This window comes from Sphingomonas sp. FARSPH, from assembly GCF_003355005.1.
GTDB lineage: Bacteria > Pseudomonadota > Alphaproteobacteria > Sphingomonadales > Sphingomonadaceae > Sphingomonas.
Map to the genome: position 1 here is coordinate 2,430,800 of NZ_CP029985.1, position 25,559 is coordinate 2,456,358.

The window sequence follows — 25,559 nt, forward strand, 5'->3', positions numbered from 1 at the left end:
CCGCACTCCTGCGTTCGGAGGAACGCCGCGCATCGCAAACCCGCTGAGGAACGCTCAGTTGCCCAGCACGATCGTGCCCTTCGCGCGGTCGGCGCCGCCGTCCAGCTCCAGCCGGAAAGGCTTGTTCTCCTCGGTCCGTCCCGACAGGCCGTCGCCGTCGGTCTTCAACGTGAAGCCCGCGTCGGTCAGCCGCCGCTGGAACCAGTCGCGCACCATCGGCGCGGCGGCGGGGCTGGTGAAGCGTACGCGCACGCCGTCACCGCTGCCGACGTCGACCGCATCGATCGTCGATCCGGGATAAAGGTGGACGCCGTTCAGCTGGAAATCGCCCGCATCCAGCTTCACCTTGGGCAGCTTGAACTGGCCGTTGAAGCCGGGCAGCGCGACCTTGACCTCGCCCGACTTGCCATCGATCGCGCCAAGCATATTGCCATCGCTGGCATTGCCATCCGCTACGTTGATCGTGATCGACGTGCCGTCGCCCGGCCGGTCGCAGCCCGTCAGCCACAGCGCCGCAACCAGCGGCAGCCCCGCGATGATCGCCCGCATCCCATTCTCCTCCCTGGCCATTCCGGCCGTTGTCGCGCCCGCGGCCGCCGATGGCAAGCCGCCGGCGGGGGTTCCGATCCGCGAAGCCGCGGGGTAGGGGAGCGCCCGTGACCGCGTCTTCCTCCCCCACCGCCGCACCCCCTCATCCCGCCGTCATGCCGGAACCATCGGGCGCGCCGATCGGCTTCGTCGAATTCGTCGCGCTGATCGCCGCGTTGATGTCGCTCGCCGCGCTCGGCATCGATTCGATGCTCCCTGCGCTGCCCGCGATGGGCGCGTCGCTGCATGTCGTCGGCGAGAACCCACGCCAGTTCATCATCACCGCCTTCGTCCTCGGCTTCGGCGTCGCGCAGCTCGTCCATGGCCCGCTCGCCGATCGGTTCGGGCGGCGCGCGGTGTTGCTCTGGTCGCTCGCCGGCTATGCGATCGCCAACGTGCTGTGCGCGATCTCGGCCAGTTTCGTGCTGCTACTGTGCGCGCGCGTCGTCGGCGGGGCGATGATCGCCGCGACTCGCGTCGCAACCGTCGCGCTGGTGCGCGACTGCTATCACGGCCGGCCGATGGCGCGGGTGATGTCGATCGCCTTCATGGTGTTCATGATCGTCCCCGTGCTCGCGCCGACCTTCGGTCAGACGGTGCTGCTGTTCGCGAACTGGCGCGGCATCTTCTGGACGATCGCGGTCATCACGATGGCGTTGTTCGCCTGGTTCTACCTGCGCATGCCCGAAACGCTCCGCCCGGATGCGGTGCAGTCGCTGTCGCCGTCCCGGATCGTCGCGGGCTGGCGACAGACCGTAGGCGACCGCTGGTCGCTCGGTTACACGCTCGCCTCGACCGCGCTCATGGGGGCGCTGTACGGCTATCTGAACTCGATCCAGCAGATCATGTTCGACACGTTTCACCGGCCGCACCTGCTCGCCGTGATGTTCGCGGCGACGTCGATGCTGATGGCGGTCGCCAACCTGACCAACGCGCGTCTCGTGCTGAAGCTCGGCACGCGCCTTATCAGCCACAGCGCGCTGACGATGCTGATCGTGCTCAGCGCAATTCATCTCGCGCTCGCGTGGAGCGGACACGATTCGCTGGTCAGCTTCGTCCTGCTCCAGGCGTTCACCATGGGCTGCTTCGGCCTTGCGACGTCGAACTTCTCGGCGATGGCGATGGAGAATATGGGGCGGATCGCCGGCACCGCGTCGAGCGTGCAGGGCTTTACCTCGGTCACCATCGGCGCGCTGCTCGGCGTCGTGATCGGCCAGGCGTTCGACGGCACCACCGCGCCGCTCGCCGCCGGCTTCCTGCTCGCCGGGCTCGTTGCGGTCGGGTGCGTCGCGGTGACGGAAAAGGGGCGGCTCTACCGCCCGTTGTGATCGATCGCGAAGGAACCGCCGGGTGCGTCCCGCCGTTCGCCTTTCCATCAACCATTCAGGAGGGTGCGATGGGCGGACATCAGGTACCGGGCATGGGCACGGGCGACGACGGCTATGACGAAGAGGGTTATGACGAAAGCCAGCGTGCCGAAATCCTCGAGGCGACGCGCGACGGTCCGACCGATGGCGTCGTGCTGACCGATCTCAACCCCGATCTGGGCGACGGCGACAGCGAGGACGAGGCGCTCGACGACATCGACATGGACGCCGAGGAAGTTGGCGAAACCGACGGCGATGCAGAGCGTGACGAGTCCGATGACGACGAAGACGATGCGCAAGAGGATTTCGACGACGACAAAGTCGATGACGAAACGCTCAGCGACCGTGACGATGACGCATTGCGGCCCTGATCCTTTTTTCGAGTGATCCCGAAATACCACACCAACCTACCGGCTGGTGTGGTATTTTGTTCATGCTAGCGAAAGAAAGCGTTGCCAATCTGCAACAGGTTTCCGCTTAGTCCCGCTTTCGACGCGTGCACTGCAACAAAGCTTTCACACGGTGGTTTGGATGGGCCTGGGCAGGCCGGCGATGGGATCGCCAAAGGCCGCCCGAGTTGAGGCAACACAAGGTATTTTCTTTATGCGTAAGCTTGCCCTCGTGGCCGCCGTTGCGGCCGCGTCCTTCGCCGTCCCCGCGTTCGCGCAGGACATGTCGACGCAGACCACCGATACCGCCGCTCCGGCGCCCAGCGAAGGGCCGCGCGCACCCGATGGCACGCGTGCCTTCGGTATCGAGCCGTATTTCGGCGTGATGGGCGGCTGGGAGCAGTTCTCGCGTCAGGGCGCCGGCATCCCCGCGCAGCCGCGCGGCTACAAGCTCGACGGCGCGCTGGTCGAGGGCGTCGTCGGCGTCAACGTGCCGCTGGGTCCGGTGTTCGTGGGTGCCGAGGGCAGCGTCGCAAAGGGCGTGTCGGGCAACATCGACTGGCAGTATGGCGCCTACGGCCGCGCGGGCTTCCGCGCTGGTGACAGCGGCCTGTTCTACGGCAAGGTCGGTTACCGCTGGAACAACTTCGACCATTTCGCGCCGGGCGTCGTCGGTGACACCAAGTATGATTACCACGGCCTCGTCTATGGCGTCGGCGCGGAAATCGGCCCGAAGGACATCGGTCTCGGCGGCATCACCGGCAATTCGGGCGTCCGCTTCCGTCTCGAAGCGACGACCTTCGACAATGCGCACAGCTTCCGCCCGATGGCGGGTTTGATCGCGCACTTCTGATCCCGTCCTCGGGAACAGGCAGGGGCGGGTCCGGCATCAGCCGGGCCCGCCCTTGGCGTATCCGGGCCCCCTTCGCGCGGGGTGCGCGCGTCCCCATATTGCCGGTGATGGCAGGACGCGTGAAGCGCAGGATCGGGTTGGCGGAGGCGGCCGCGCTCGCGGCGCGTCGGGCGGATCCGATATCCTGTGCCATCTGTGGCCGCATGCTGGGCGCCAGGGTCGAATGGCATCATCTCGTGCCCAAATCGGAAGGCGGGCGGGAGACGGCGGCGGTTCATCCGATCTGCCACCGCACCGTCCATGCGCTGATCCCCAATGCCGACCTTGCCCGCAGCTATGCCGATCCCGCGGCGCTGCGCACGCATCCGGGCATCGCCCGCTTCGTCCGCTGGGTCGCGGACAAGCCGCCCCACTTCCACGCGCCGACGCGTCGCGGGCGCTGAACGGTAAGCGGACGCTGTCCTGCAAGCGCGGATTATGCTACGAAACGGAGACCGATACGCGACGCGCTCCTTCGACCGTCAAGATCATTCTGGCCGGCCGATCTGCGCAACAAGATTGCGCGTTCAGGTGTCAATTTTGTCAAGACTCGCGGGCGTTCCGGTGGCGTCGTCGTCCTTCGCGGCCGCTTTCTTGCGATAATGATTCGCGAGCAGCGTCGCGCCCAGGATGAAGCCGCCGGGCGCGAGCAGCACCACGGCGGCAAGGCCGACCTTGTTCCAACGCTTGTCCATGGCGCCCGGGTGTAGCGTCGACAGGTGAATGTCACCTTGCGATCGATGCCGTGTCATGGCGCAAGGCGATGCCCCCCGTCCGGGCAGGCATCGGATCAGCGGTAGTTGAAGCTGATGCTGATCCGTTCGCCTTTCGCGCCGTTGGGCACCACCTCATGCCGCAGCCAGCTTTCCCACAGGAACACGCTGCCGGGCTCGGGCACCGCATAGACGAAGGTCCTGAGGTCCTCCGGCGCATCGTCAGCGCGCGTCGGCGCGGCCATCATCATTGGCAGGCGCGGGTCCTCCAGCTTCAGTGCGCCGGCGCCCGGCGGTACCGCGACGTAGAGCGTCCCCGACACGACGCTGTGGGGGTGGATATGCCCCGAATGGCTGCCGCCCGGCTTCAACACGTTGATCCACAGACTGTCGAGCTTGAGCTTGCGGCCAAGGTCGAAGGCGCAATGCTGCGCAAAGGTCGCGACATGCCTGTTGAGCAGCCGGACGAGATCGGCGAACCGCGGGTCGCGCGCCGGCAGGTCGTTGAGCGAGGCGTAGGAGGTATAGCCGCGATAGCCGTGCGCCTTGCACCAGCCGATCCCCGCGCGATCCTCGCGCGCCAGGTCGCGCGCCGCATCCTCCAGTTCGGCGAGCAGCGCGGCATCGCCGAGCGGCGCGTCGTAGAAGCGCGTCGCGAACAGCGATCGTACCGTCATTGCCCCATCCTCAGCGCGACATCGTTCATGAAGCGGACGTCGTCGCCCGCCGCCAGCCACGGCGCTTCCGCGCCGACCGCGCCCAGCATGTCGGCAAGCGCGTCCATCTCTGCCTTGGCATAATTGCCCAGCACGTAACCGGTGACGCGATCCTTATGCCCCGGATGACCGATGCCGAGCCGCACGCGGCGGAACTCGGGCCCCAGATGCTGGTCGGTCGAGCGCAGACCGTTGTGTCCCGCGGTGCCGCCGCCGCGCTTCACCTTGACCCTGAACGGCGCAAGGTCGAGCTCGTCGTGGAACACGGTCAGCGCATCGGGGCCGAGCTTATAGAAGCGCAGCGCCTCGCCGATCGCACGGCCGCTTTCGTTCATGAACGTCGCGGGTTTGAGCAGCACGACCTTCTCCGTCCCGATCCGCCCTTCCTGCGTCCATCCCTGGAACTGCTTCTTTACCGGTGCGAAGCCGTGCATCTCGGCGATCGTGTCGAGCGCCATAAAGCCGACATTGTGCCGGTGCAGCGCATATTGCGGCCCCGGATTGCCGAGCCCGGCCCAGATTTGCATGCGAAAGGCTCCAGATACGCGAAGGGCAGGGGAGCGTCGCCGCTACCCTGCCCCGGTGCATAGTCGAAAACGGTGGGGCGATCAGCCCTCGGCCGAATCCTTGTCCGCGTCGTCGCCCTCGGCGGCTTCGGCTTCGGCAGCTTCAGCGGCCTCGGCGGACTGCGCCTCGGCGACTTCGGCCTCGAGCGCCTCGTCCTCGGCGGTCGGGACGGTCGGCGGCACGATCGTCGCGATCGCGAAGTCGCGATCGTCGATCGCGGGCTCGACGCCCTTGGGCAGCGTCACGTCGCTGATGTGGATCGAATCGCCGATCTCGCGACCCTTGAGGGACACGGTGATCTCGGTCGGAATGTTCGCCGCATCGACGACCAGCTCGACCTCGTGGCGGGTGATGTTGAGCACGCCGCCCTGCTTCAGGCCGCGGCACTCATCCTCATCCGCGAACACCACCGGCACCGCGACCGTGACGGTCGCGTGCTTGCTAATGCGCAGGAAGTCGGCGTGTGTCGGACGGTCGGTGACCGGATGGAACGCGACGTCCTTCGGCAGCGTACGCTCGCCGTTGATCATGATGACGGAATTGAAGAAGTGGCCGGTCATCAGCGCCTTGGTCAGCGCCTTTTCCTCGAGGTGGATCGAGGTCGGTTCCTTGTTCAGGCCGTAGATCACGGCGGGGACGCGGCCGTCACGACGCAGCGCCCGGGAGGCTCCCTTGCCAACCCGGTCGCGCGTCTCGGCTGCGAGCGTAATGGTCTCGCTCATGCAGAAATTCTCCGAAACGTGCTAAAAGTTCAGTTCTTCCGGCGCCACGCCTCCAGGGATGACCATGGCACGGAAGCCGGCGCGCATAGCGGGAAGCGACGCAAAAGGCAAACGTCGCCTTCGTGGAAGGCGCGGGGCAAGTTGAAGACCCGTTCAGGTTGCTTGACCGGGCCACCGTGGCCCCGCTAATCGCGGCTGCGACCACAGGAGAGACAAGGGCGATGAACAAGCTCTATCCGGATGCGACGGCTGCGCTCGACGGGCTGCTCCACGACGGCATGACGATCTGCGCGGGCGGATTCGGTTTGTGCGGTATTCCAGAGCGTCTGATCGACGCGATCCAGACCGCGGGCGTCAAGGATCTGACCATCGCCAGCAACAATGCCGGCATCGATGGCGAAGGGCTCGGCAAGCTGCTGCGCAGCCGCCAGGTCAAGAAGATGATCTCCAGCTATGTCGGAGAGAACAAAGAGTTCGAGCGGCAATATCTGTCGGGCGAGCTCGAGGTCGAATTCTGCCCGCAGGGCACGCTTGCCGAGCGATGCCGCGCGGGCGGCGCGGGCATCCCCGGCTTCTACACCAAGACCGGCGTCGGCACCCTGGTCGCGGAGGGCAAGGAGGTGAAGACCTTCGACGGCGAAGACTATATCTTAGAACGCGGCATCCGCGCCGACCTCAGCATCATCAAGGGCTGGAAGGCAGACGAGAGCGGCAATCTGATCTTCCGCAAAACCGCGCGCAACTTCAACCAGCCGATGGCGACCGCGGGCCGAATCTGCGTCGCCGAGGTCGAGGAAATCGTTCCCGTCGGCAGCCTCGATCCCGACCATATCCATCTGCCGGGCATCTATGTGAAACGGATGATTTTGGGTGCGCCGTACGAGAAGAAAATCGAATTCCGCACGGTGCGCGAGCGCGTCGCGGCATGAAACGCGCGCTTATTCTCGCATTGGTCGCGACGACGTTGCTTGCCGGTTGCGGACGGGGGCAGCGCGTCGCGCGGCTCCCCGCGCCGGGACAGCTCTATACCGCCGACGGCCAACTGGTCCAGGTGACGAAGTTGAAGGCGCTGCCCGCACCCGACGGCAGCATCCCGGCGCCGGCAAACGCACGCGCGGGCAATACCGCGTCGCCGCCGCCGCAATTCCAGTATCTCTACGGCTCGGGCGAGGCGGATGCGCTGAGCCGCCAGGCGTTTCGCGCGCTCGTCAATTACGCCACCTATCGCCGGGCGAGCGGCGACAGCGTCGTGCTGAAGCCGGGAGCGACGCTCGATGCGCCGCAATGGGTGCCGTGCGAGGGCAAGCCCCGCGCCGCGATATTCGATGCGGACGAGACGATCCTGCTCAACCTCGGCGTCGAGGCGCTGGCCGCGCGTAATCCGGGCGCGCCCTTCGATGCGGCGCAATGGGCGCGCTGGGAGCGGACGGGCGCGAAGGGCGTCGCGCCGGTGCCGGGCGCGGTCGAGGCCTTCGCCGCGCTGCGGGCGGCGGGCGTCGCGGTGATCGTCAACACGAATCGCAGCAGCGCGACCGCGGCCGGCACCGTTGCGACGCTGAAGGCGGCGGGGCTGGGCGATTTCACGCCGGACACCGACCTGTTCCTGTCCGATGGGCCGAGCGCCAAGGATCCGCGCCGCGCGACGATCGCCGCGCGTTACTGCGTCGTTGCGATGGCGGGCGATCAGCTTGGCGATTTCAGCGATCTGTTCGCGCGTTTTCCCACATCCGCCGCGCGTCGCCGCGCCGTCGACGCCGCGCCGATCGCGCAACTGTGGGGCAATGGCTGGTTCGTCCTGCCCAACCCCGTCTACGGCGCGGGGCTGAAGGGCTCGTATGACGATGTCTTTCCCGCCGACAGGCGATGGGTCGATGGAGGCGCCGGATGAGCGGGACGCACAAGGGTGAGATCGCGCTGGAGAATGGCGCACCGCTGACCGACGCATCGGCTGAGGTCGCGCGCATCTGGGTCACGGACGGCGCGGGCAGCTCGGTCTGGATCGATGCCAGCGTGCTTCAGGACCCGATGGTCTTCGGCTATCTGATGGCCGACACGATCCGGCACGCCGCGCGCGCCTATGCCGGTACCTGGACCCTCGACGAGGGCGAGGCGCTGCAACGGATCGTCGACGGCCTGACGCAGGAGCTGCGCGAGCAGCGGGTCACGATCACCACCATACAAGAAGGTAGCCTGAACTGATGGCGTGGGACCGGAACCAGATGGCGGCGCGCGCGGCAAAGGAGCTGCGCGACGGTTATTACGTCAACCTCGGCATCGGCATCCCGACGCTGGTCGCCAACAACATCCCGGCGGGGATGACCGTGACGCTGCAGAGCGAGAACGGCATGCTCGGCATCGGGCCTTTCCCGTATGAGGACGAAGTCGACGCCGATCTGATCAACGCGGGCAAGCAAACGATCAGCGAACTGCCGCAATCCGCCTATTTCGGCAGCGAGCAGAGCTTCGCGATGATCCGCGGCGGACACATCGACCTGACCGTGCTCGGCGCGATGGAGGTCAGCGAGGGCGGCGACATCGCCAACTGGATGATCCCGGGCAAGATGATAAAAGGCATGGGCGGCGCGATGGACCTCGTCGCCGGCGTCAAGAAGATCATCGTGGTGATGGACCACAATGCCAAGGACGGCAGCCCGAAATTCATTCCGGCGTGCACCCTGCCGCTGACCGGCAAGAATGTCGTCGATATGATCGTCACCGACCTTGCCGTGTTCCAACGCCCCGACCATGACGCGCCGTTCAGGCTGGTCGAGCTGGCCCCCGGCGTCACCGCGGACGAGGTGGCCGCGAAGACGACCGCGGCGTACGTCGCGTGAGCTACACGCTCGTCACCGCGAACCGCAATTATTCGAGCTGGTCGCTGCGCCCGTGGCTGCTGATGCGGGCGCTCGCCATTCCGTTCGAGGAGCGGATCGCGCCGTTCACGCAGGCCGAGAACTGGGCGGCGTTTCGTGCTTTCTCCCCGACCGGGCAAGTGCCCGTGCTGATCGACGGCGCCCGCACGATCTGGGATTCGCTCGGCATCGCGCTCTATCTGGCGGAGCGTCACGACGGTGTCTGGCCCGCGGATGCGGATGCGCGCGCCTGGGCGCAATGCGCGGTGGCGGAGATGCACGGCGGGTTCTCTGCGCTCCGATCGGAGCGGACGATGAACGTCGGTGTCCGCGCGACCCCCGCGCCCGGTTCGCCTGCGCTGGCGCGCGACGTCGCGCGCATCACCGAATTGTGGCGCGAAGGGCTGGAGCGTTTCGGCGGGCCGTGGCTGGCGGGGGCGGCCTTCACCGCGGTCGACGCCTTTTACGCGCCCGTCGCCTTCCGTGTCCGAACCTATGGCATCGACGTCGGCGCAGCGGGGCAGCGATGGGTGGATACCGTGCTGGCGCACCCTGCGATGCTTGCATGGGAAGAGGCTGCGCTCTCGGAAACCTGGCGAGAGGAGGGGCACGAGGCCGATCTGCGCGCGTGCGGGACCGTCACGGCGGACCATCGCGCCGGGCAATAATCTGTCGCCGCGGCTTTCGTTCGCGCATCATATGGGTTAACGCGCCGCCATCATGGCTTCCCGACCGCAAACGCTGTACGAAAAAATCTGGGCCGCTCACGTCGTGGAGCGGCGCGACGATGGCACCTGCCTGCTCTATATCGACCGTCACCTCGTCCATGAGGTGACGAGCCCGCAGGCGTTCGAGGGCCTGCGCGCGGCCGGGCGGCGCGTACGGCGGCCCGAGCTGACGCTGGCGGTACCCGATCACAATCTGCCGACGACGCCGCGCGTCGATGCTGCGGGCCGGCCGATCCCGATCGCCGACCCGGAAAGCGCGCAGCAGCTCGACGCGCTGCGCCGCAATACCGCCGAGTTCGGGATCGATTACATCGATGCGACCGCGGCGGAGCAGGGGATCGTCCACGTCGTCGGCCCCGAACTGGGCTTCACCTTGCCCGGCACGACGCTGGTCTGCGGTGACAGCCATACGTCGACGCACGGCGCGCTGGGCGCGCTGGCGTTCGGGATCGGCACGAGCGAGGTCGAGCACGTGCTCGCCACGCAGACGCTGCTGCTCAGCCCGTCGAAGACGATGGAGGTGCGCGTCGACGGCACATTGGGCTTCGGCGTCAGTCCGAAGGACGTGATCCTCGCGATCATGGGGCGCGTCGGTGCGGCGGGTGGTACGGGCCACGTCTTCGAATATACCGGCGACGTCGTGCGCGCGATGTCGGTGGAAGGGCGGATGACGCTCGCCAACATGTCGATCGAGGGCGGCGCGCGCGCCGGCCTGGTCGCACCCGACGATACGACCTTCGCCTATCTCAAGGGACGGCCGATGGCGCCCAAGGGCGAGGATTGGGAGCGCGCCGTCGCCTGGTGGCGCAGCCTGGCGACCGATACGGCGGCGACCTACGACAAGAGCGTGCGGCTCGATGCCGCCGACATCGCCCCCGCACTGACCTGGGGCACCAGCCCGGAAGACGTCGTGCCGATCACCGGCATCGTCCCCGAACCCGACAGCTTCGCCGATCCCGCCAAGCGCGCCGCGGCGCGCGCGAGCCTCGATTACATGGGCCTCGCGCCGGGGACGGCGATGCAGGACGTTCCGATCCAGCACGTCTTCATCGGCAGCTGCACCAACAGCCGGATCGAGGATCTGCGCGCCGCCGCCGCGGTGGCGAACGGCCGCCGGGTCGCGGACGGCGTGCACGCGATGGTCGTCCCCGGATCGGGCCTGGTGAAGCGCCAGGCGGAGGCGGAGGGGCTCGATCGCATCTTCACCGCCGCGGGCTTCGACTGGCGCGAGCCGGGGTGTTCGATGTGTCTGGCGATGAACCCCGACAAGGTGCCCGCGGGCGAACGCTGCGCCTCGACGTCCAACCGGAATTTCGTTGGACGTCAGGGACCTGGCGCGCGTACGCATCTGTTGTCGCCGGCGATGGCCGCGGCGGCGGCGGTGACCGGCAAGCTGGCTGACGTTCGCGATCTGATGGGAGGCAAAGTGTGAAGAAAGTGCTCGTGATGCTCGTTCTCGGCGCGGTGTTCAGTGGCGCAGCCGCCTATTACGCCGGCGCGCGCACCCCCGTCCCCGTCAAGACGCAACGCTGATCGGACCATCCTTGCAACCCGTCACGATCGTCAGCGGCACCGCCTATCCCTGGGGTGCCAAGAATATCGACACCGACGTCATCATCCCGGCGCACTGGTTGAAGACGATCACGCGGGCGGGGCTCGGCCGCGGCGCGTTCGAAACGGTGCGGGCGAAGCCCGGCAACGTCTTCGACGATCCGCGCTATGCCGGCGCGCCGATCCTGATCGCGGGCGACAATTTCGGCTGCGGCTCCAGCCGTGAACACGCCGCCTGGGCGCTGGCCGACATGGGCGTGCGCGCGGTGATCGCGCCGAGTTTTTCCGACATCTTTTCGGGCAATGCCTTCAAGAACGGCATCGTGCCCGTCGTGCTGCCGCAGGCGGCGGTCGACCGGCTGCTGGAGGTTGCACGAGACCAGCCGATCGTCGTCGACCTGGAAACGATGACGGTGACCACCCCGTTCCAGGACCGCTTCGCCTTTCACCTCGACCCCTTCCGTCGCCGTTGCCTGATGGAGGGGCTGGACGAGATCGGCATGACGCTGGCAGAAGATACCGCGATTTCGAAATTCGAAGGGGCGGTGCGCGAACATCGCCCCTGGATCGAGAACAGGAGCGGATATGCGAGCATTGCTGTCGAGGGCGCCGGGCGGACCTGAAACTCTGGAAATTGCCGAACTGCCCGATCCCGCGCCGGGCCGGGGGCAGGTGGTCGTCGCGGTGAAGGCCTGCGCGATCAATTATCCCGACGTCCTGATCATCGAGGACAAATACCAGTTCCGGCCCGAACGCCCCTTCGCCCCCGGCGGCGAGATCGCGGGTACGATCGCGCAAGTCGGGGAGGGCGTCGAAGGCTGGCAGGTCGGCGATCGGGTGATGGGCGTGATCGGTCATGGCGGCCTCGCCACGAAGATCGCGGTCGACGCGCAGCGCCTGTACCGCCTGCCGGATGCGCGCAGCTTCGCGGAGGGCGCGGCGCTGATCCTGACCTATGCGACGACGATCCACGCGTTGCTCGATCGTGGCCGGCTGGCCGCGGGGCAGTCGCTGCTCGTGCTCGGCGCCGCGGGCGGCGTCGGCCTGGCGGCGATCGAACTGGGCAAGGCCTATGGCGCGCGCGTCGTCGCCGCGGTTTCTTCGGACGAGAAGGCGGCGGCGGCCAGCGCCGCGGGTGCGGACGAGACCATCGTCTACGGCCGGGCACCGTTCGACAAGGAACAGTCGAAGGCGCTGGCGGAACGGTTCAAGGTGGCGGGCGGTCGCGGCGGGTTCGACGTCATCTACGACCCTGTCGGGGGCGATTATGCGGAGCCTGCGCTGCGGTCGATCGCCTGGGAGGGGCGGTATCTAGTCGTCGGGTTCCCGGCGGGCATCCCCAAGCTGCCGCTAAATCTGACTTTGCTGAAGAGCTGCGACGTATGCGGCGTGTTCTGGGGCGCGTTCGCGGCGCGCGATCCGCAGGCGAACCAGGCGCATGTCGAAACCTTGTTCCGATTGTGGGAAGAGGGGAAGATCGCGCCCAGGGTGACGCAACGATTCCGGTTCGAGGAGGGCGGCGAAGCGATCGCCACGATGGCGGCACGCGCCGCCATCGGAAAACTGGTCGTCGAACTCGACCAGTAAGGACGGGTCAGGCGACGGCGAAGACCAGGGCGGCGATGATGGCCCACAAGATCAACGATATGGCCGCACCGATGATTATGCCGGCCAGCGGCGGTGCATGATGGATTACCGACGGCCCTTGGCCGTGCGGCAGGGCAGTGTTTTTCATGGCGTCTCTCCTTGGCGTGAGTTTGGCACGCTCTGCCTTAACATTGCGTAAGCATGCTATTTGTTCCGCCCTCGTTCTTGAAGTTTTCTTGCTGTCGCGGCCCCGGGTGGGCGACGCGTTGCACGCACTGCTGCGCGCTCCTATGTGAGCCCCACACGCCAAGGGGGTTGCACCATGACCATGTTCGACGATCGGGAACGCGCCGCGGAAGCGAGCTTCGCCCGCGACGAGGAAATGGCGTTCCGCATCACCGCCCGGCGTAACCGGTTGCTCGGCCAGTGGGCGGCGGCGCAGATGGAACTGACCCCTGCGGAAACCGATGCTTATGCCAAGGCGGTGGTGCAGGCGGACTTCGAGGAAGCGGGCGATGAGGACGTCGTGCGCAAGCTGCTCGGTGACCTGACCGCGGCGGGCGTCGATACCGACGAGGCGGCGGTGCGCCGCGCGCTCGCGGACAGGACGGTCGAGGCGCGTCGCCAGTTGATGCAGCCGGAATAAGGAACCAGACGATGCCGATGGCGGCCGACGACATTGCCGCGCTGATCAAGGCGGCGATCCCCGACGCGGAGGTCGAGATCACCGACCTTGCCGGCGATGGCGATCATTATGCGGCGCGGGTGGTGTCGGCGAGTTTCGCCGGCCTGCCGCTGCGCCGGCAACATCAGGCGGTCTATGCGGCGCTCGGGCATCGCATGGGCGGCGAACTCCACGCGCTGCAGCTGAAGACTGCGGCGGCTTGAGGACGAACAAATGACCGACGATACGAATGCCCGCATCGACGCGGTGGTGAAGGCCAATCCCGTGGTGCTGTTCATGAAGGGCACGCCGCTGTTTCCGCAATGCGGCTTTTCCAGCCGCGCGGTGGCGATCCTCGATCATCTCGGCGCGACGTACGAGAGCGTCGACGTGCTGCAGGATCAGGCGATCCGCCAGGGGATCAAGAGCTATTCCGACTGGCCGACGATCCCCCAACTCTATGTTAACGGCGAGTTCGTGGGCGGTTCAGACATCATGATGGAAATGTACGAGAGCGGCGAGCTTGCGGAACTGATGAAGAGGTGACGCGTCTCCCGCCCGACGGGAGATCGTACCGATGTTGTTCCAGCATGAAGAGTTGCGCCGCGCACCCGGTGCGCGGCCGCTGCTGGTCTGTGACCTGACGCAGAGCTATTCGCCCAAGGGTGGTGGCGGGATCAGTACCTATCTGCGTGAAAAGCGCGACTATGTGCTGACGCGCACGCCGCACCATCTGCTGCAGATCGTACCCGGCCCGCAAGATCGCGTGACGGTCAACGGCCGCCACATCTTTGCCGAGGTCGCCGCCGACCCGGTGCGTGGCAGCCCCAATTACCGCTTCATCCTGCGCACCCGGGCGGTGCATGCGCTGCTGGCGGAATATCGCCCCGACCTGATCGAATCGCTTTGCCCGTGGGTGCTGCCGTGGACGGCGATCCAGCATCGTCGCGCCTTTCCCGAAACCGCGCTCGTCGCGGGTTATCGCACCGATTTTCCCAACGCGCATGTCGATCGCGTCGCGCGCGACCTGTTCGGTCCCGCCGGCAGGCTCTTCTACTGGCTCAGCCTCGGCTATACCGAGATGACCTATCGCGAGTTCGACGAGGTCTACACGCTGGGCGAGGAGGCGCGCGCTACGTTGCGCCGCCGCGGCATCACGCGCACCGACGTGCTGCCGCTCGGCGTCGACACCGTATCGTTCAGCCCGGCGGCGCGCGATCCCGATTATCGTCGCCAGCTCGGCCTGCCCGGTGACGGGCCGCTGCTCGTCTATGCGGGCCGGATCGACAACGAGAAGCGCGCCGACCGCCTGGTCGCGATGATGCGGCGCCTGCCGCGCGACTTCGGCGCAGCGCTGGTGATGATCGGCGACGGCAAGCTGCGCGCGCAGCTGATGCAGCAGGCGGCCGACCTGCCGGTCGCCTTTACTGGCTTCGAGACGGATCGCGCCGCGCTCGCGCGTGCGCTCGCCTCGTCCGACATCTATGTGTCCGCGATGGCGGACGAGACGTTCGGCATATCGGTGATCGAGGCGCAGGCGGCGGGGCTGCCGGTCGTCGGCGTCGCCAGCGGCGCGATGCCCGCGCGCGTGCCGGCGGGGCTGGGGCTGCTGGGGCCCGTCGACGATATCGCGGCGATGGCGACGAACGTCCAGGCGGTGTGGCACGCGAATTGCGCCGCGATGGCCCGCGCCGCGCGCGCGCATGTCGAACGGCATTTCAGCTGGGACCAGACGTTCGCGCGACTATTCAACACGATCTACCCAAAGGCGCTGGCCCGAGCGGCGACTCGCGTGAAGCAACCGGAACCCGCAATGGCGCTGGCGAGGGTGTAAAGGGCCGGGTGCGGGTGGGGGGCCGTGAAACCGGTCGACGGCCACCCACCCTGCTGAAGCGTCAGACGCTCGGCTGATCCCGATGATGCATCGGTCGTGCCGGTTTTCGGAAGTGACGGTTTTCCGCGCACGGACGCGGTTAACCAAGCGTCCACCATGACGGCTTCTGTAAAGCGCGCCGACAGGCGCCGACGGGCCGTCATCGCCGATCCGTCGAGGCTATTGACTACGCCCGTAATCAATGCGACCACAGCTGTAGTCATACAGGAGCGTGGCCGTGGCCGAACGAATCAGCGATGCCGAACATGCGGTGATGGAGGTCTTGTGGGAGGAAGCGCCGCTCACCGCGCAGGACGTGGCGGAGCGCGTCGATCCGGTGCGCGGATGGAGCGCCAATACGGTAAAGACGCTCCTCGGTCGGCTGCTGGCCAAGAATGCGATCGCGCATGAAGCGGATGGCCGACGCTACCTTTACCGCCCGCTCGTCGCGCGCGGCGACTATGTGTCGGGCGAGTCGCGGCGGCTGATCGACCGGCTGTTCGGCGGCAAGCTGACCCCGCTGGTCGCGCATCTTGCCGAGCGCGACGAACTGACCGCGCAGGACATCGCCGAGATCGAGGCGCTGCTCAAGGATCTGAAACAATGACCGGCGCAGGCGTCGCGGCCTGGGCGGTGGAGGCGCTGGTCGCCTCCACCCTGCTCATGCTGATCGTGCTCGTCCTGCGCGCGCCGGTGCGACGCAGCTTCGGGCCACAGGTCGCCTACGCCTTGTGGGCATTGCCGGTGCTGCGGCTCGTACTGCCGCCGCTGCCCGCGACGCTGCACCGCGCGGTGACGACGCCGATCAGTCACGCGAGCGAGACGATCACGGTGATGATCGTCGATCCGGGCGAGGCATTGTCGGCGGCCGCGCCGGCGGCGGGGCAGGGAATCGACTGGCCCTCGATCGGCGTCGCCATCGGTATGCTCTGGGCCGTCGGCGCGGGCGCGTTCCTGATCTGGCACCTCGCGCGCCATGCGCGCTTTTGCCGTCGGATGGTCGCGACTGCGGCGGCGATGGAGGACATGCGCGGCGTGCGCGTCATCGCCAGCGCGGCGGCGCCGGGCCCGCTCGCCTTCGGCATCGTGCGCCGCTACGTCGCCTTCCCGCTCGATTTCGCCGACCGCTACGACAGCGACGAACGCGCCCTCGCGCTGGAACATGAGATCGGCCACCACCAGCGCGGCGACCTCGCCGCCAATTGGTTGGCGCTCGCTGTCCTCGCGCTCCACTGGTTCAACCCGGTCGCCTGGCGCGCCTTTCGCGCCTTCCGTGCCGACCAGGAGCTTGCGAACGACGCGCGCGTGCTCGCCGGCCGGTCGGCGATCGATCGCCATACCTACGCCTGCGCCATCGTCAAGGCCGCGCATGGCGGCGCCGTCTCGGCGGCCTGTCACCTTCACACCATCGACGATCTGAAAGGGAGAATCCGGATGCTGTCCACCTCGCCGCGCTCGCGCCGCCGCATCGTCGCGGGCGGTACCCTGGTTTCGACGCTCGCGCTCGTCGGTCTCGGCCTCACCGCATCGGGCAGCAGCGCCGCCGCCGCGATCAGCGGCAAGGTGGGCGCGGCGGTGGGCGTCGACCTGCAAGCCGCACCGCCAGCGCCCCCGGCGCCCCCCGCGCCGGTTGCGCCCCCGGCCCCTGCCGCCGCGCCGTTGCCACCGGCTGCGCCCGCGGCGCCCCGGGACGTCGTGGTCAAGCGCGTCGAGCGGGACGGCAAGGTTCATGTCGTGCGCACGGGTGTCGCCGGCTCCGGCTTCAGCCAGGCGGAGATCGACGCGATGGTTGCCCGCGCATTGGCCAATGCGCCGCAGGTCACCCAGCGCACGTGCGTCGACGGCAAGGACGGCGATGCACGCCAGTTCGTCATCAACACGCAGAACGGCGGCAAGCGGGCGATGATCATCTGCGCGAACCGGATCGAGGCATCGGCCCGCGCCGGCGCCGACACGGCGATGCGCTCCGCCAGCGTGCGCCGCAACGCGATCGCATCGGCGATCGCCAGCGTCGAGGCTTCGCGCGACGGCATCCGCAACAACGCCAGCATGCCTGAAGACGCGCGCGCCGAAGCGCTCGCGGAAATGGACTCCGCGCTCGCCGAATTGCGCCAGGAGATGGCCTCGCCCGATCACGAGGATTGAGGTTCGACCGGCTCACCCGGCCATGCCTACCGCGTGTCGGTGGGCATGGCGCCCCGCCCGTCCGTTTCCCTCACGGGCGGGGCGCCCCTTGTCATCCCGGTCCAGGCAGGCCACATCGATCGCAATGGCCGAGCATCCGACCGGTATCCCGATCCAGCTCGAACCGTGCGTGACGCGTATCCTCGCGCCCAACGCGTCGGCCTACACCTTCACCGGCACGCAATCCTATCTGGTCGGGACGTCCGATCTTGCGGTCATCGACCCGGGACCCGATGACCCCGCCCATATCGCCGCGCTGATCGCCGCGATCGGCGGGCGACCGGTCCGCGCGATCCTCGTTACCCATCATCATCGCGATCACAGCCCGGCAAGCCGTCCGCTCGCCCGCGCGACGGGCGCCCCGGTCGTCGGCGCCGCGCCGACGCATATCGGCGGCGGCGATCCGCGGCACGATGCGGCGTTCGACGCGGACTATGCGCCGGACCGCGTGCTCGTCGCGGACGACACCGTCGTCGGCGACGGCTGGACTCTAGCTGCGCTGCCGACGCCGGGTCACACGTCCAATCATCTGGCCTTTACGTTGAAAGAGACGAAGGCGCTGTTTTCCGGCGACCATGTCATGGGTTGGGCGACCAGCGTCGTCTCGCCGCCGGACGGCGACATGGGCGACTATATGGCGAGCCTGGAACTGCTGCTGGCGCGTGACGACCGCGTCTATTACCCCGGTCATGGCGAGGCGGTGGACCGGCCGCAGCGGCTGGTGCGCGGCATGCTGGGCCATCGCAAGCAGCGCGAGGGGCAGATTTTGCGCCTGCTGCGCGATGGCATGCCGCTGAGTTTGCCGGCGATGGTCGCCCAGATGTACGTCGGGCTCGATCCGCGGCTGGTCGGCGCGGCGGAACGCTCGACGCTCGCGCACCTTTACGATCTGGAACGGCGGAATCTGGTGACGCAGGAGGACGAGGGATGGCGCAGCAGGACGTAAGCCCGCCCCCGTCGGCGCCCGGTCGACCGCGCGCGTCGCTCGGTGGCTTTCTGGCCAGGGCGGCAGGGGTGCTCGCGCTGCTGGCGCTCGCCGCCCTGCTCGTCCTGTGGGGTGTGCAGCGCTACGTCGCATCGCGCTTGTCGCCCGATCCGACGACGATCGCCAGTGCCAGCCTGGAAGGGCTGCGCGAGCAGAACCGGCTTTCTGCCTTCGCCGCGCGCTATGTCGCGGTGGTCACCTCGCGCCAGTCGCAGATGGGGCTGTCGACGGAGAAGACGCTGATCATGCCCGGCATGGTCCGGTACGAGGTCGACCTTGGCAAGCTGACGCAGCGCGACGTGCGCTGGGATGCGACGCGGCGCGTCTTGACGGTGAAACTGCCCGGTCTCGAGATCGACGGGCCGCAGGTCGATCTGTCCGCGGTCCGCGAATATGGCTCGGGCGGGCTGCTGTCGCACATCACCGATGCCGACCAGAAGCTCGAAACTGCCAATCGCCGCGCCGGGCAGGCGGAATTGCTGCGCCAGGCGCGCGACGCCGCACCGATGAAGCTCGCCCGCGATGCGACGCGTCACGCGATCGAGCGCAGTTTCGCGATGCCGCTGCGCGCCGCGGGGATCGATGCGAACGTCGAGGTCGGCTTCGCCGACGAGCCGGTGCCGTCGACCGAGCGCTGGGACACGACCCGCGCGCTCGACCAGGTGCTCGGCAACCGCAACTGACGGCCTCTGCGAACGGTTCGCGCTTGATCCTGTCCACGCCGCGGGCCATCTGCGCGGGTGATGGAACAGCACACCTCCTTCGCGGGCTTGGACCTGCGCGCCGAGATCGAACGCCTGCGCCGCGAGCGCAACGCCGTCATCCTCGCGCATTACTACCAGAAGCCGGAGCTGCAGGACCTCGCCGATTTCGTCGGCGACAGCCTCGATCTCAGCCGCAAGGCGCAGGCGACCGATGCGGAGGTGATCGCGTTTTGCGGCGTGCGCTTCATGGCGGAAACGGCGAAGATCCTGTCGCCCGACAAGATCGTCGTGCTGCCCGACATGGACGCCGGGTGCAGCCTGGAGGACAGCTGCCCGCCGGATCAGTTTGCCGCCTTCCGCGCCGCGCATCCCGACCATATCGCGCTGACGTACATCAACTGTTCGACCGAGGTGAAGGCGCTGAGCGATATCATCGTCACCTCGTCGTCGGCGGAAACGATTCTTGCGCAGCTGCCGCGCGATCAGAAGATCATCTTTGGCCCCGACCGCAATCTCGGCGGGTATCTCGCGCGCAAGACGGGGCGCGAGCTGTTGCTGTGGCCGGGCGTGTGCATCGTGCACGAGGCGTTCAGCGAGACCGAATTGCTCAAGCTGCGCAGCCAATATCCGAACGCGCCGATCGCCGCGCATCCCGAATGTCCCGCCGTCATCCTCGATCACGCCGATTATGTCGGATCGACGCGCGGCATCCTCGAATTCGCGCAAGGCATGCCGGGCGACACATTGATTGTCGCGACCGAGCCGCACATCATTCACCAGATGCAAAAGGCGATGCCGGGCAAGACCTTCATCGGTGCGCCGGGTGCTGACGGCAACTGCAACTGCAACATCTGCCCGTATATGGCGCTCAACACGATGGAAAAGCTCTACGTCGCGTTGCGCGACCTCGAGCCGCGTATCGAGATCGCGGAAGACCTGCGCCTCAAGGCGAAGAAGAGCCTCGATGCGATGCTGAGCATGGCGTCGGCGACGGTCGGGCAGGGCGACCTCGGCCCCGCCAAGGTGACGGGCGACTGATGACCTTCGCCGTTCCCGGCTTCGACCTCGACGCCTTCGTCGCCGCGACGCTTGCGGAGGATATGGGCGAAGGCGGCGACGTCACCGCCGATGCCGTCATTCCCGCCGGCGCGCGCTTCGCCGGCGTGATGGCGACGCGGGAGGACATCGTCGTCGCCGGCCTGCCGATCGCCGCGGCCTTCTTTCGCGCGCTTGACCCCGACGCGTCCGTCGACATGCTGGCGGGGGAGGGCGATCGCGTCGCCGCGGGCGGCGTGCTGATGCGGATCGAGGGCCAGGCGCGGGCGCTGCTTACCGCCGAACGCTCCGCGCTCAACACGGTCCAGCATCTGTCGGGCATCGCGACGCTGACGCGCACCTATGTCGATGCGATGGCGGGGACGGGGGCGACGTTGCTCGACACACGCAAGACGATCCCCGGGCTGCGCCGGCTGGAGAAATACGCGACCCGCACCGGCGGCGCGCGCAATCATCGCATGGGCCTTTGGGACGCGGCGATGATCAAGGACAATCACGTCGCGGTCGCGGGCGATATCGGCGCGGCGGTCGCACGCGCCGTCGCCGCGGGGATCGACGCGGTGATTGTCGAGGTCGACCGGATCGACCAGATCGCGCCCGCGCTCGCCGCCGGCGCGACGCACCTGCTGCTCGACAACATGCCGCCGGCGACGCTGCGCGAGGCGGTGGCGCTGGTCGACGGCCGCGTGCCGACCGAGGCGTCCGGCGGGGTCCGGCTCGACACGATCCGCGCCATCGCGGAGACGGGCGTAACCTACGTCTCGGTCGGCCGCCTGACGCAGTCCGCGCCCGCGGTCGACATCGGCCTTGATTTCGCGCTGCTCTGAACGCGATCCGGCTTGCGCGCGGCGGCGGGCAGGCTAGGCTCACGCCATCATTCCTGTGGGGGAGCCACCATGGTCAAAGCGCCGTCGATCGCACGTTTCGAACAACTCTACTGGGGCAGCGTGGTGATCGGATGGGTCAACACCGCCATGAACTGGCGCACGCAGCAGGCGCTGCTCGAAGCCAATCCGATGCTGGCGAACGCGTCGTGGTTCCTGCCCGTCACGCTGCTGCTGAACGTCCTGATCGCCGTGGCGATCTGGTTCTTCATTGCGCGAAAGGCGAGCGTCGTGGCCAAGTGGATCCAGGTCGTCTTCGCCGCGCTCAGCGTTCTTGGCATCCTGTCGTTGATCTTCCAGCTTGCGACCGGACGCGCGCCTTCCGCGCTGATCGCCGTCCTTGGGATCGTCAGCTGCATCCTCTACGTCGTCGCCGCGACGATGCTGTTCCGCCCCGATGCCAAGGAATGGTTCGGCGAGGGGCGGGATATCGAAGAGGACACGCCGCTCGTATGATCGCGCGCTTCGCCATCAGCGTCGCCGCGTTGCTGGCGCCCTCGCTTGCGGGGGCGCAGGCCTATCAATGCGCCGTCCCGTCGCAGATCCCGCGTCCGCATCCGGACCTGGCGAGCGCGGACCAGCCGCAGCGCGTGCTGCCGATCGGCGGCTATACGCTCGCGATCACCTGGGCACCGGGCTATTGCCGTGCGCACGATCGCGACGCCGGATCGTCGTTCCAGTGCGGCGGCGCCAACAGCTTCGGCTTTACGCTGCATGGCCTGTGGCCGGATGGCGTGGGCAAGGACTGGCCGCAATATTGCAAATCGACCGACCTGCTGCCCCGCGCGGTGATCCAGCGCAATATCTGCGCGACGCCATCGGCGCAGTTGCTGCAGCACGAATGGTCGAAGCACGGCACCTGCATGGCCGGCTACACCCCGGCGACCTATTTCGCCAGGTCGACGGGCCTGTATGCTAAGCTGCGCTATCCGGACATGGACGCGCTGTCACGCGGGCCCCTGACCGCGGGACAGTTCGCCGAGGCGATGGCGAAGGCCAATCCGGGGATGACGGCGGACATGATGCGCGTCACCGCCAGCCGGCAGGGCTGGCTGGACGAGGTCTGGCTCTGTCTCGACAAGGCGTTCCGCTATCAGCGCTGCCCCGCGCATCAGGGCGGGCTGTCGCCCTATGCCTCGCTGAAGATCTGGCGCGGCAAGCGCTGACGCCTGCGTCACCCCGGGCGGCGGCCCAGGGTGACGGCATTCTGGATGCGGTTACGCGGCGGCGAGCGCTTTCGCTTCGACGGGAGCGAGGCGGATCAGGTAATCGAACGCGGCGAGTGCGGCGCGCGAGCCTTCGCCGCTCGCGACGACGATCTGCTTGAACGGCGTCGTCGTCGCATCCCCCGCGGCGAAGATGCCCGCGCGCGACGTCGCGCCGCGGTGGTCGACTTCGATCTCCCCGCGCGGGGTTAGCGCGACCGCATCCGTCAGCCATTCGGTGTTGGGCACCAGCCCGATCTGCACGAACACGCCCTCCAGCTCGACGCGGTGCAGCGTGCCCTCGTTGCGATCCTCGTAGGTCAGGCCGTTCACCCGCTCGCCGTCGCCGTGCACTTCGGTGGTCAGCGCATTGGTGATGACGCGCACGTTGCCGAGGCTGGCGAGCTTGCGTTGCAGCACCGCATCGGCGCGCAGCGCACCGTCATATTCGATCAGCGTGACGTGCGCGACGATGCCGGCGAGATCGATCGCCGCCTCGACCCCTGAATTGCCGCCGCCGATCACCGCGACGCGCTTGCCCTTGAACAGCGGCCCGTCGCAATGCGGGCAATAGGCGACGCCCTTGTTGCGATAGGCCTCCTCGCCCGGCACGTTCATCGTCCGCCAGCGCGCGCCGGTCGACAGGATCACGGTGCGCGCCTTCAACGCCGCGCCATTCTCCAGCCGCACCTCGTGCAGACCGCCCTCTTCGCTCGCCGGCACCAGCGTCACGGCCCGCTGCAGTGTCATCAGGTCGACGTCGTAATCGCGGACGTGGCTTTCCATCTGCGCGACCAGCTTCGGCCCTTCGGTGTAAGGAACCGACGGAAAATTCTCGATCCCCATCGTGTCGAGCACCTGGCCGCCGAACCGTTCGGCGAGCAGGCCGGTGCGGATGCCCTTGCGCGCGGCATAGATCGCCGCCGCCGCGCCTGCCGGGCCACCGCCGACGACGAGCACGTCGAACGCGTCCTTGCCCGCGATCTTCGCCGCGACGCGCGCGCCGCTGCCCGCGTCGAGCTTCGCGACGATCTGTTCGAGCTCCATCCGGCCCTGGCCGAACGGCTCGCCGTTCAGAAACACCGTCGGCACCGCCATCACCTTGCGATCCGCCACCTCGTCCTGGAATAGCGCGCCGTCGATCGCGACGTGGCTGATCCGCGGGTTGAGCACCGCCATCAGGTTGAGCGCCTGCACCACGTCCGGGCAATTCTGGCACGACAGCGAGAAATAGGTTTCGAACGCATAGTCGCCGTCCAGCGCTTGCACCTGTTCGATCAGCTCCTGCGCCGCCTTCGACGGATGGCCGCCGACCTGGAGCAGCGCGAGCACCAGGCTGGTGAATTCATGCCCCATCGGCAGCCCGGCGAAGCGCACGCCGATATCCGTGCCGGCGCGGCGGATCAGGAAGCTGGGCGTGCGCGCATCGGAACCGTCGACGACGGCGATCTGGTCGGACAGTGCTGCGATCTCGCCCAGCAGTTCGCCCATCTGGCGCGACTTCGCGTCCTCGCCCAGGCTGGCGACCAGCTCGATCGGCTGGCGGATATTGACCAGATAGCCCTTGAGCTGTTGCGTCAGGTTGGCGTCGAGCATGCGAAATTCCCGTGTTGATGTCTGGGGCAAAGAAAAGGCCCGGGAGCGGTGGTGCGCCCCCGGGCCGGATCAGTCGTCCCGGGCGGGGCGATCAGATCTTGCCGACGAGGTCCAAGCTGGGGGCGAGCGTCTCTTCGCCCTCTTCCCACTTGGCGGGGCAGACTTCGCCCGGATGCGCCGCGATATACTGCGCCGCCTTGATCTTGCGCAGCAGCTCCGCCGCATTGCGGCCGACGCCTTCCGACGTGATCTCGACCAGCTGGATCACGCCCTGCGGATCGACCACGAAGGTGCCGCGGTCGGCGAGACCCTGGCCCTCGCGCAGCACCTGGAAATTGGTCGAGATGCTGTGGTTCTGGTCGCCCAGCATGAAATAATCGATCTTGCCGATCGCGGGCGAGGTATCGTGCCAAGCCTTGTGGCTGAAGTGCGTATCGGTCGACACACTATATACCTCGACGCCCATCTTCTGCAGCGTCGGATAGATGTCGGCGAGGTCTTCCAGCTCGGTCGGGCAGACGAAGGTGAAATCGGCCGGGTAGAAGAAGAACACGGCCCATTTGCCCAGCACGTCGGCGTCCGAGACGGTGACGAACTTGCCCTGCTTATAGGCCTGGGTGGTGAATGGCTTCAGCTGGCTGCCGATGAGCGACATGATGGGTCTTTCGTTGTGGAACGTATGCCCACCAACTAGGTCGTTCGTGCCGCAGTGCAAAATGAAGAGGTTTTTGGTACGCGATCGAACAAATCGATCAACAAAGTCGGATTTGCGCGGTTCCTGCCGGTTGGCATCCTGCTGGCTGCCGCGACTGCGAACGGATCATTTCGCAAGGACGGTATAGATCGACCACAGGCTGGTGAGCAGCAACAGCGTGCCGACCATCGCCATCAGCGGCCGCGGCGCGATGCGCTTGGCGAGCACACCGCCAAGCGGCGCGGCGACCAGGCCGCCGATCAGCAGCCCGACCGTCTGCAGCGTGAACGCCGCCCAGCCGAGCGAGACGAAAAAGGCGATCGACGCCGTCAGCGTCAGGAAGAATTCCGCGGTGTTGACCGTCCCGATCGTGTGCCGCGGCGTCGAGCCCTGGACCAGCAGGTTCGACGTCACCACCGGCCCCCAGCCGCCGCCACCCGCCGCGTCGAGAAAACCGCCGACGAGGCCGAGCGGCGCGATTACGCGCGGTTCGCGTGGCTCCGTGCGTCCGCGCAGCGCGCGCAGCAGCAGATAGACGCCGATCCCGGCCAGATAGGCCATCACCAATGGCCGCGCGACGGACGCATCCACCGAGCTGAGCAAAGTCGCGCCGAGCACCGCGCCGACCATGCCGGGAATGACCAGCCGCCGGAACAGCCGCCAGTCGACGTTGCGGTTGGCGACATGGCTGATCCCCGACGCCGCGGTGGTGAACGTCTCCACCGCGTGGACGCTGGCGGAGGCGAGTGCGGGGGGCGTGCCCATCACCGTCACCATCAGCGTCGAGTTGACGACCCCGAACGCCATGCCTAGCGCGCCGTCCACGATCTGCGCGGCAAAGCCGATCGCGATGAACGGCAAGATGATCGACCAATCGAGGGCGGTAAGCATGTCGGGCATCAACGTCTCCGGCAGCCGCGACTGCGGCCTGCATCGCGCGCATCGTGGACGCGTCGCGCATATCCCACAACATAGTGCGGGTTTCCGACGGGAAAGCTGGCACGCCGTCCGCGGTGGAAATCGCGGCCGGTCGCGCCTAGAT

General features: G+C 67.5%; 33 protein-coding genes. 24 read left to right on the top strand and 9 right to left on the bottom strand.

Annotated elements, in window-relative coordinates:
- Window positions 1–54 precede the first annotated feature (54 nt).
- A complete protein-coding gene (locus DM480_RS11610) occupies window positions 55–549 on the bottom strand; it encodes a hypothetical protein (protein WP_115379198.1) in 495 nt (164 codons plus the stop codon).
- Between the two features lie 155 nt (window positions 550–704).
- Here DM480_RS11610 and DM480_RS11615 point away from each other — a divergent pair, with 155 nt between their 5' ends.
- The 4 genes from DM480_RS11615 to DM480_RS11630 all read left to right on the top strand — a co-directional run bounded on the left by DM480_RS11615 (window position 705) and on the right by DM480_RS11630 (window position 3,640).
- On the top strand, window positions 705–1,916 hold the full coding sequence (locus DM480_RS11615; RefSeq protein WP_115379200.1) for a multidrug effflux MFS transporter: 1,212 nt from the start codon (window positions 705–707) through the stop codon (window positions 1,914–1,916).
- A 68-nt stretch (window positions 1,917–1,984) separates the two neighbouring features.
- Window positions 1,985–2,326 (top strand): DNA primase, encoded by a 342-nt coding sequence (locus tag DM480_RS11620; protein WP_115379202.1) that lies wholly within the window; start codon window positions 1,985–1,987, stop codon window positions 2,324–2,326.
- Between the two features lie 232 nt (window positions 2,327–2,558).
- Window positions 2,559–3,197 (top strand): outer membrane protein, encoded by a 639-nt coding sequence (locus tag DM480_RS11625; protein WP_115379204.1) that lies wholly within the window; start codon window positions 2,559–2,561, stop codon window positions 3,195–3,197.
- Between the two features lie 119 nt (window positions 3,198–3,316).
- Complete coding sequence (locus tag DM480_RS11630; protein WP_405053266.1) at window positions 3,317–3,640, top strand: HNH endonuclease; 324 nt, start codon at window positions 3,317–3,319, stop codon at window positions 3,638–3,640.
- Window positions 3,641–3,763: 123 nt separating this feature from the next.
- Here DM480_RS11630 and DM480_RS18290 read toward each other — a convergent pair whose 3' ends face one another.
- The 4 genes from DM480_RS18290 to DM480_RS11645 all read right to left on the bottom strand — a co-directional run bounded on the left by DM480_RS18290 (window position 3,764) and on the right by DM480_RS11645 (window position 5,954).
- Window positions 3,764–3,931, bottom strand: a complete 168-nt coding sequence (locus DM480_RS18290; RefSeq protein WP_198665815.1) for a hypothetical protein — start codon at window positions 3,929–3,931, stop codon at window positions 3,764–3,766.
- Between the two features lie 95 nt (window positions 3,932–4,026).
- A complete protein-coding gene (locus DM480_RS11635) occupies window positions 4,027–4,626 on the bottom strand; it encodes a TIGR02466 family protein (RefSeq protein WP_115379206.1) in 600 nt (199 codons plus the stop codon).
- Window positions 4,623–5,192: an aminoacyl-tRNA hydrolase gene (pth, locus tag DM480_RS11640; protein WP_115379208.1), complete on the bottom strand. Its 570-nt coding sequence runs from the start codon at window positions 5,190–5,192 to the stop codon at window positions 4,623–4,625. Before pth ends, DM480_RS11635 begins: the two co-directional genes overlap by 4 nt.
- Before the next feature lie 81 nt (window positions 5,193–5,273).
- Window positions 5,274–5,954, bottom strand: a complete 681-nt coding sequence (locus DM480_RS11645; RefSeq protein ID WP_115379210.1) for a 50S ribosomal protein L25/general stress protein Ctc — start codon at window positions 5,952–5,954, stop codon at window positions 5,274–5,276.
- 221 nt (window positions 5,955–6,175) lie between these two features.
- Between DM480_RS11645 and DM480_RS11650 the strand changes: the two genes are divergently transcribed.
- The 8 genes from DM480_RS11650 to DM480_RS11685 all read left to right on the top strand — a co-directional run bounded on the left by DM480_RS11650 (window position 6,176) and on the right by DM480_RS11685 (window position 12,672).
- Window positions 6,176–6,883: a CoA transferase subunit A gene (locus tag DM480_RS11650; RefSeq protein WP_115379212.1), complete on the top strand. Its 708-nt coding sequence runs from the start codon at window positions 6,176–6,178 to the stop codon at window positions 6,881–6,883.
- On the top strand, window positions 6,880–7,842 hold the full coding sequence (locus DM480_RS11655; RefSeq protein ID WP_115379214.1) for an HAD family acid phosphatase: 963 nt from the start codon (window positions 6,880–6,882) through the stop codon (window positions 7,840–7,842). Before DM480_RS11650 ends, DM480_RS11655 begins: the two co-directional genes overlap by 4 nt.
- Window positions 7,839–8,153 carry a DUF5076 domain-containing protein gene (locus DM480_RS11660; RefSeq protein WP_157968791.1) on the top strand — a complete coding sequence of 105 codons (315 nt, stop codon included), beginning with the start codon at window positions 7,839–7,841 and terminating at the stop codon, window positions 8,151–8,153. Before DM480_RS11655 ends, DM480_RS11660 begins: the two co-directional genes overlap by 4 nt.
- Window positions 8,153–8,788 carry a 3-oxoacid CoA-transferase subunit B gene (locus tag DM480_RS11665; RefSeq protein WP_115379218.1) on the top strand — a complete coding sequence of 212 codons (636 nt, stop codon included), beginning with the start codon at window positions 8,153–8,155 and terminating at the stop codon, window positions 8,786–8,788. The genes DM480_RS11660 and DM480_RS11665 overlap by 1 nt, the downstream gene beginning before the upstream one ends.
- Window positions 8,785–9,474, top strand: coding sequence for a glutathione S-transferase family protein (locus tag DM480_RS11670; protein WP_115379220.1), 690 nt, complete (start codon window positions 8,785–8,787; stop codon window positions 9,472–9,474). The genes DM480_RS11665 and DM480_RS11670 overlap by 4 nt, the downstream gene beginning before the upstream one ends.
- 52 nt (window positions 9,475–9,526) lie before the next feature.
- Window positions 9,527–10,966 (top strand): 3-isopropylmalate dehydratase large subunit, encoded by a 1,440-nt coding sequence (gene leuC, locus DM480_RS11675; protein WP_115379222.1) that lies wholly within the window; start codon window positions 9,527–9,529, stop codon window positions 10,964–10,966.
- 112 nt (window positions 10,967–11,078) lie between these two features.
- Window positions 11,079–11,708: a 3-isopropylmalate dehydratase small subunit gene (leuD, locus tag DM480_RS11680; RefSeq protein WP_115379224.1), complete on the top strand. Its 630-nt coding sequence runs from the start codon at window positions 11,079–11,081 to the stop codon at window positions 11,706–11,708.
- Window positions 11,671–12,672: an NADPH:quinone oxidoreductase family protein gene (locus tag DM480_RS11685; protein ID WP_198665816.1), complete on the top strand. Its 1,002-nt coding sequence runs from the start codon at window positions 11,671–11,673 to the stop codon at window positions 12,670–12,672. The genes leuD and DM480_RS11685 overlap by 38 nt, the downstream gene beginning before the upstream one ends.
- Before the next feature lie 7 nt (window positions 12,673–12,679).
- On the opposite strand, the gene DM480_RS18295 is transcribed toward DM480_RS11685, so the two are convergent.
- Window positions 12,680–12,820: a hypothetical protein gene (locus DM480_RS18295; protein ID WP_198665817.1), complete on the bottom strand. Its 141-nt coding sequence runs from the start codon at window positions 12,818–12,820 to the stop codon at window positions 12,680–12,682.
- Between the two features lie 174 nt (window positions 12,821–12,994).
- Here DM480_RS18295 and DM480_RS11690 point away from each other — a divergent pair, with 174 nt between their 5' ends.
- From DM480_RS11690 to DM480_RS11745, 12 genes are all read left to right on the top strand, one after another.
- Entirely contained in the window at window positions 12,995–13,318 is a 324-nt protein-coding gene (locus DM480_RS11690) for a DUF1476 domain-containing protein (protein WP_115379228.1), read from the top strand.
- 11 nt (window positions 13,319–13,329) lie between these two features.
- Window positions 13,330–13,560, top strand: a complete 231-nt coding sequence (locus DM480_RS11695; protein WP_115379230.1) for a BolA/IbaG family iron-sulfur metabolism protein — start codon at window positions 13,330–13,332, stop codon at window positions 13,558–13,560.
- A gap of 10 nt (window positions 13,561–13,570) precedes the next feature.
- Complete coding sequence (gene grxD / locus DM480_RS11700; protein WP_115379232.1) at window positions 13,571–13,882, top strand: Grx4 family monothiol glutaredoxin; 312 nt, start codon at window positions 13,571–13,573, stop codon at window positions 13,880–13,882.
- Between the two features lie 31 nt (window positions 13,883–13,913).
- Window positions 13,914–15,170, top strand: a complete 1,257-nt coding sequence (locus DM480_RS11705; RefSeq protein ID WP_115379234.1) for a glycosyltransferase — start codon at window positions 13,914–13,916, stop codon at window positions 15,168–15,170.
- A 277-nt stretch (window positions 15,171–15,447) separates the two neighbouring features.
- A complete protein-coding gene (locus DM480_RS11710) occupies window positions 15,448–15,816 on the top strand; it encodes a BlaI/MecI/CopY family transcriptional regulator (RefSeq protein WP_115381237.1) in 369 nt (122 codons plus the stop codon).
- Complete coding sequence (locus DM480_RS11715; protein ID WP_115379236.1) at window positions 15,813–17,354, top strand: M56 family metallopeptidase; 1,542 nt, start codon at window positions 15,813–15,815, stop codon at window positions 17,352–17,354. The genes DM480_RS11710 and DM480_RS11715 overlap by 4 nt, the downstream gene beginning before the upstream one ends.
- Before the next feature lie 124 nt (window positions 17,355–17,478).
- Window positions 17,479–18,339 (top strand): MBL fold metallo-hydrolase, encoded by an 861-nt coding sequence (locus DM480_RS11720; RefSeq protein ID WP_115379238.1) that lies wholly within the window; start codon window positions 17,479–17,481, stop codon window positions 18,337–18,339.
- Complete coding sequence (locus tag DM480_RS11725; RefSeq protein ID WP_115379241.1) at window positions 18,321–19,061, top strand: DUF4230 domain-containing protein; 741 nt, start codon at window positions 18,321–18,323, stop codon at window positions 19,059–19,061. Before DM480_RS11720 ends, DM480_RS11725 begins: the two co-directional genes overlap by 19 nt.
- A 60-nt stretch (window positions 19,062–19,121) precedes the next feature.
- On the top strand, window positions 19,122–20,120 hold the full coding sequence (gene nadA / locus DM480_RS11730) for a quinolinate synthase NadA (protein ID WP_115379248.1): 999 nt from the start codon (window positions 19,122–19,124) through the stop codon (window positions 20,118–20,120).
- Window positions 20,120–20,965, top strand: coding sequence for a carboxylating nicotinate-nucleotide diphosphorylase (nadC, locus tag DM480_RS11735; protein ID WP_115379250.1), 846 nt, complete (start codon window positions 20,120–20,122; stop codon window positions 20,963–20,965). The genes nadA and nadC overlap by 1 nt, the downstream gene beginning before the upstream one ends.
- A 69-nt stretch (window positions 20,966–21,034) precedes the next feature.
- Window positions 21,035–21,478: a hypothetical protein gene (locus tag DM480_RS11740; protein WP_115379252.1), complete on the top strand. Its 444-nt coding sequence runs from the start codon at window positions 21,035–21,037 to the stop codon at window positions 21,476–21,478.
- On the top strand, window positions 21,475–22,188 hold the full coding sequence (locus DM480_RS11745; RefSeq protein ID WP_115379254.1) for a ribonuclease T2 family protein: 714 nt from the start codon (window positions 21,475–21,477) through the stop codon (window positions 22,186–22,188). The genes DM480_RS11740 and DM480_RS11745 overlap by 4 nt, the downstream gene beginning before the upstream one ends.
- 51 nt (window positions 22,189–22,239) lie before the next feature.
- On the opposite strand, the gene ahpF is transcribed toward DM480_RS11745, so the two are convergent.
- The 3 genes from ahpF to DM480_RS11760 form a co-directional block, all read right to left on the bottom strand.
- Window positions 22,240–23,823, bottom strand: a complete 1,584-nt coding sequence (gene ahpF, locus DM480_RS11750; RefSeq protein WP_115379256.1) for an alkyl hydroperoxide reductase subunit F — start codon at window positions 23,821–23,823, stop codon at window positions 22,240–22,242.
- 91 nt (window positions 23,824–23,914) lie between these two features.
- Window positions 23,915–24,478, bottom strand: coding sequence for an alkyl hydroperoxide reductase subunit C (gene ahpC, locus DM480_RS11755; protein WP_115379258.1), 564 nt, complete (start codon window positions 24,476–24,478; stop codon window positions 23,915–23,917).
- Window positions 24,479–24,643: 165 nt separating this feature from the next.
- Entirely contained in the window at window positions 24,644–25,417 is a 774-nt protein-coding gene (locus DM480_RS11760) for a sulfite exporter TauE/SafE family protein (protein WP_115379260.1), read from the bottom strand.
- Window positions 25,418–25,559 lie beyond the last annotated feature (142 nt).

What these genes read in the sequence shown, in the direction of transcription:
- DM480_RS11610 (WP_115379198.1), bottom strand. Translation starts at nt 549, where the DNA reads ATGCGGGCGATCATCGCGGGGCTGCCGCTGGTTGCGGCGCTGTGGCTG.
- DM480_RS11615 (WP_115379200.1), top strand. Translation starts at nt 705, where the DNA reads ATGCCGGAACCATCGGGCGCGCCGATCGGCTTCGTCGAATTCGTCGCG.
- DM480_RS11620 (WP_115379202.1), top strand. Translation starts at nt 1,985, where the DNA reads ATGGGCGGACATCAGGTACCGGGCATGGGCACGGGCGACGACGGCTAT.
- DM480_RS11625 (WP_115379204.1), top strand. Translation starts at nt 2,559, where the DNA reads ATGCGTAAGCTTGCCCTCGTGGCCGCCGTTGCGGCCGCGTCCTTCGCC.
- DM480_RS18290 (WP_198665815.1), bottom strand. Translation starts at nt 3,931, where the DNA reads ATGGACAAGCGTTGGAACAAGGTCGGCCTTGCCGCCGTGGTGCTGCTC.
- DM480_RS11635 (WP_115379206.1), bottom strand. Translation starts at nt 4,626, where the DNA reads ATGACGGTACGATCGCTGTTCGCGACGCGCTTCTACGACGCGCCGCTC.
- pth (WP_115379208.1), bottom strand. Translation starts at nt 5,192, where the DNA reads ATGCAAATCTGGGCCGGGCTCGGCAATCCGGGGCCGCAATATGCGCTG.
- DM480_RS11645 (WP_115379210.1), bottom strand. Translation starts at nt 5,954, where the DNA reads ATGAGCGAGACCATTACGCTCGCAGCCGAGACGCGCGACCGGGTTGGC.
- DM480_RS11650 (WP_115379212.1), top strand. Translation starts at nt 6,176, where the DNA reads ATGAACAAGCTCTATCCGGATGCGACGGCTGCGCTCGACGGGCTGCTC.
- DM480_RS11655 (WP_115379214.1), top strand. Translation starts at nt 6,880, where the DNA reads ATGAAACGCGCGCTTATTCTCGCATTGGTCGCGACGACGTTGCTTGCC.
- DM480_RS11660 (WP_157968791.1), top strand. Translation starts at nt 7,839, where the DNA reads ATGAGCGGGACGCACAAGGGTGAGATCGCGCTGGAGAATGGCGCACCG.
- DM480_RS11665 (WP_115379218.1), top strand. Translation starts at nt 8,153, where the DNA reads ATGGCGTGGGACCGGAACCAGATGGCGGCGCGCGCGGCAAAGGAGCTG.
- leuC (WP_115379222.1), top strand. Translation starts at nt 9,527, where the DNA reads ATGGCTTCCCGACCGCAAACGCTGTACGAAAAAATCTGGGCCGCTCAC.
- DM480_RS11685 (WP_198665816.1), top strand. Translation starts at nt 11,671, where the DNA reads ATGCGAGCATTGCTGTCGAGGGCGCCGGGCGGACCTGAAACTCTGGAA.
- DM480_RS18295 (WP_198665817.1), bottom strand. Translation starts at nt 12,820, where the DNA reads ATGAAAAACACTGCCCTGCCGCACGGCCAAGGGCCGTCGGTAATCCAT.
- DM480_RS11690 (WP_115379228.1), top strand. Translation starts at nt 12,995, where the DNA reads ATGACCATGTTCGACGATCGGGAACGCGCCGCGGAAGCGAGCTTCGCC.
- DM480_RS11695 (WP_115379230.1), top strand. Translation starts at nt 13,330, where the DNA reads ATGCCGATGGCGGCCGACGACATTGCCGCGCTGATCAAGGCGGCGATC.
- grxD (WP_115379232.1), top strand. Translation starts at nt 13,571, where the DNA reads ATGACCGACGATACGAATGCCCGCATCGACGCGGTGGTGAAGGCCAAT.
- DM480_RS11705 (WP_115379234.1), top strand. Translation starts at nt 13,914, where the DNA reads ATGTTGTTCCAGCATGAAGAGTTGCGCCGCGCACCCGGTGCGCGGCCG.
- DM480_RS11715 (WP_115379236.1), top strand. Translation starts at nt 15,813, where the DNA reads ATGACCGGCGCAGGCGTCGCGGCCTGGGCGGTGGAGGCGCTGGTCGCC.
- DM480_RS11720 (WP_115379238.1), top strand. Translation starts at nt 17,479, where the DNA reads ATGGCCGAGCATCCGACCGGTATCCCGATCCAGCTCGAACCGTGCGTG.
- DM480_RS11725 (WP_115379241.1), top strand. Translation starts at nt 18,321, where the DNA reads ATGGCGCAGCAGGACGTAAGCCCGCCCCCGTCGGCGCCCGGTCGACCG.
- nadA (WP_115379248.1), top strand. Translation starts at nt 19,122, where the DNA reads ATGGAACAGCACACCTCCTTCGCGGGCTTGGACCTGCGCGCCGAGATC.
- nadC (WP_115379250.1), top strand. Translation starts at nt 20,120, where the DNA reads ATGACCTTCGCCGTTCCCGGCTTCGACCTCGACGCCTTCGTCGCCGCG.
- DM480_RS11740 (WP_115379252.1), top strand. Translation starts at nt 21,035, where the DNA reads ATGGTCAAAGCGCCGTCGATCGCACGTTTCGAACAACTCTACTGGGGC.
- DM480_RS11745 (WP_115379254.1), top strand. Translation starts at nt 21,475, where the DNA reads ATGATCGCGCGCTTCGCCATCAGCGTCGCCGCGTTGCTGGCGCCCTCG.
- ahpF (WP_115379256.1), bottom strand. Translation starts at nt 23,823, where the DNA reads ATGCTCGACGCCAACCTGACGCAACAGCTCAAGGGCTATCTGGTCAAT.
- ahpC (WP_115379258.1), bottom strand. Translation starts at nt 24,478, where the DNA reads ATGTCGCTCATCGGCAGCCAGCTGAAGCCATTCACCACCCAGGCCTAT.
- DM480_RS11760 (WP_115379260.1), bottom strand. Translation starts at nt 25,417, where the DNA reads ATGCCCGACATGCTTACCGCCCTCGATTGGTCGATCATCTTGCCGTTC.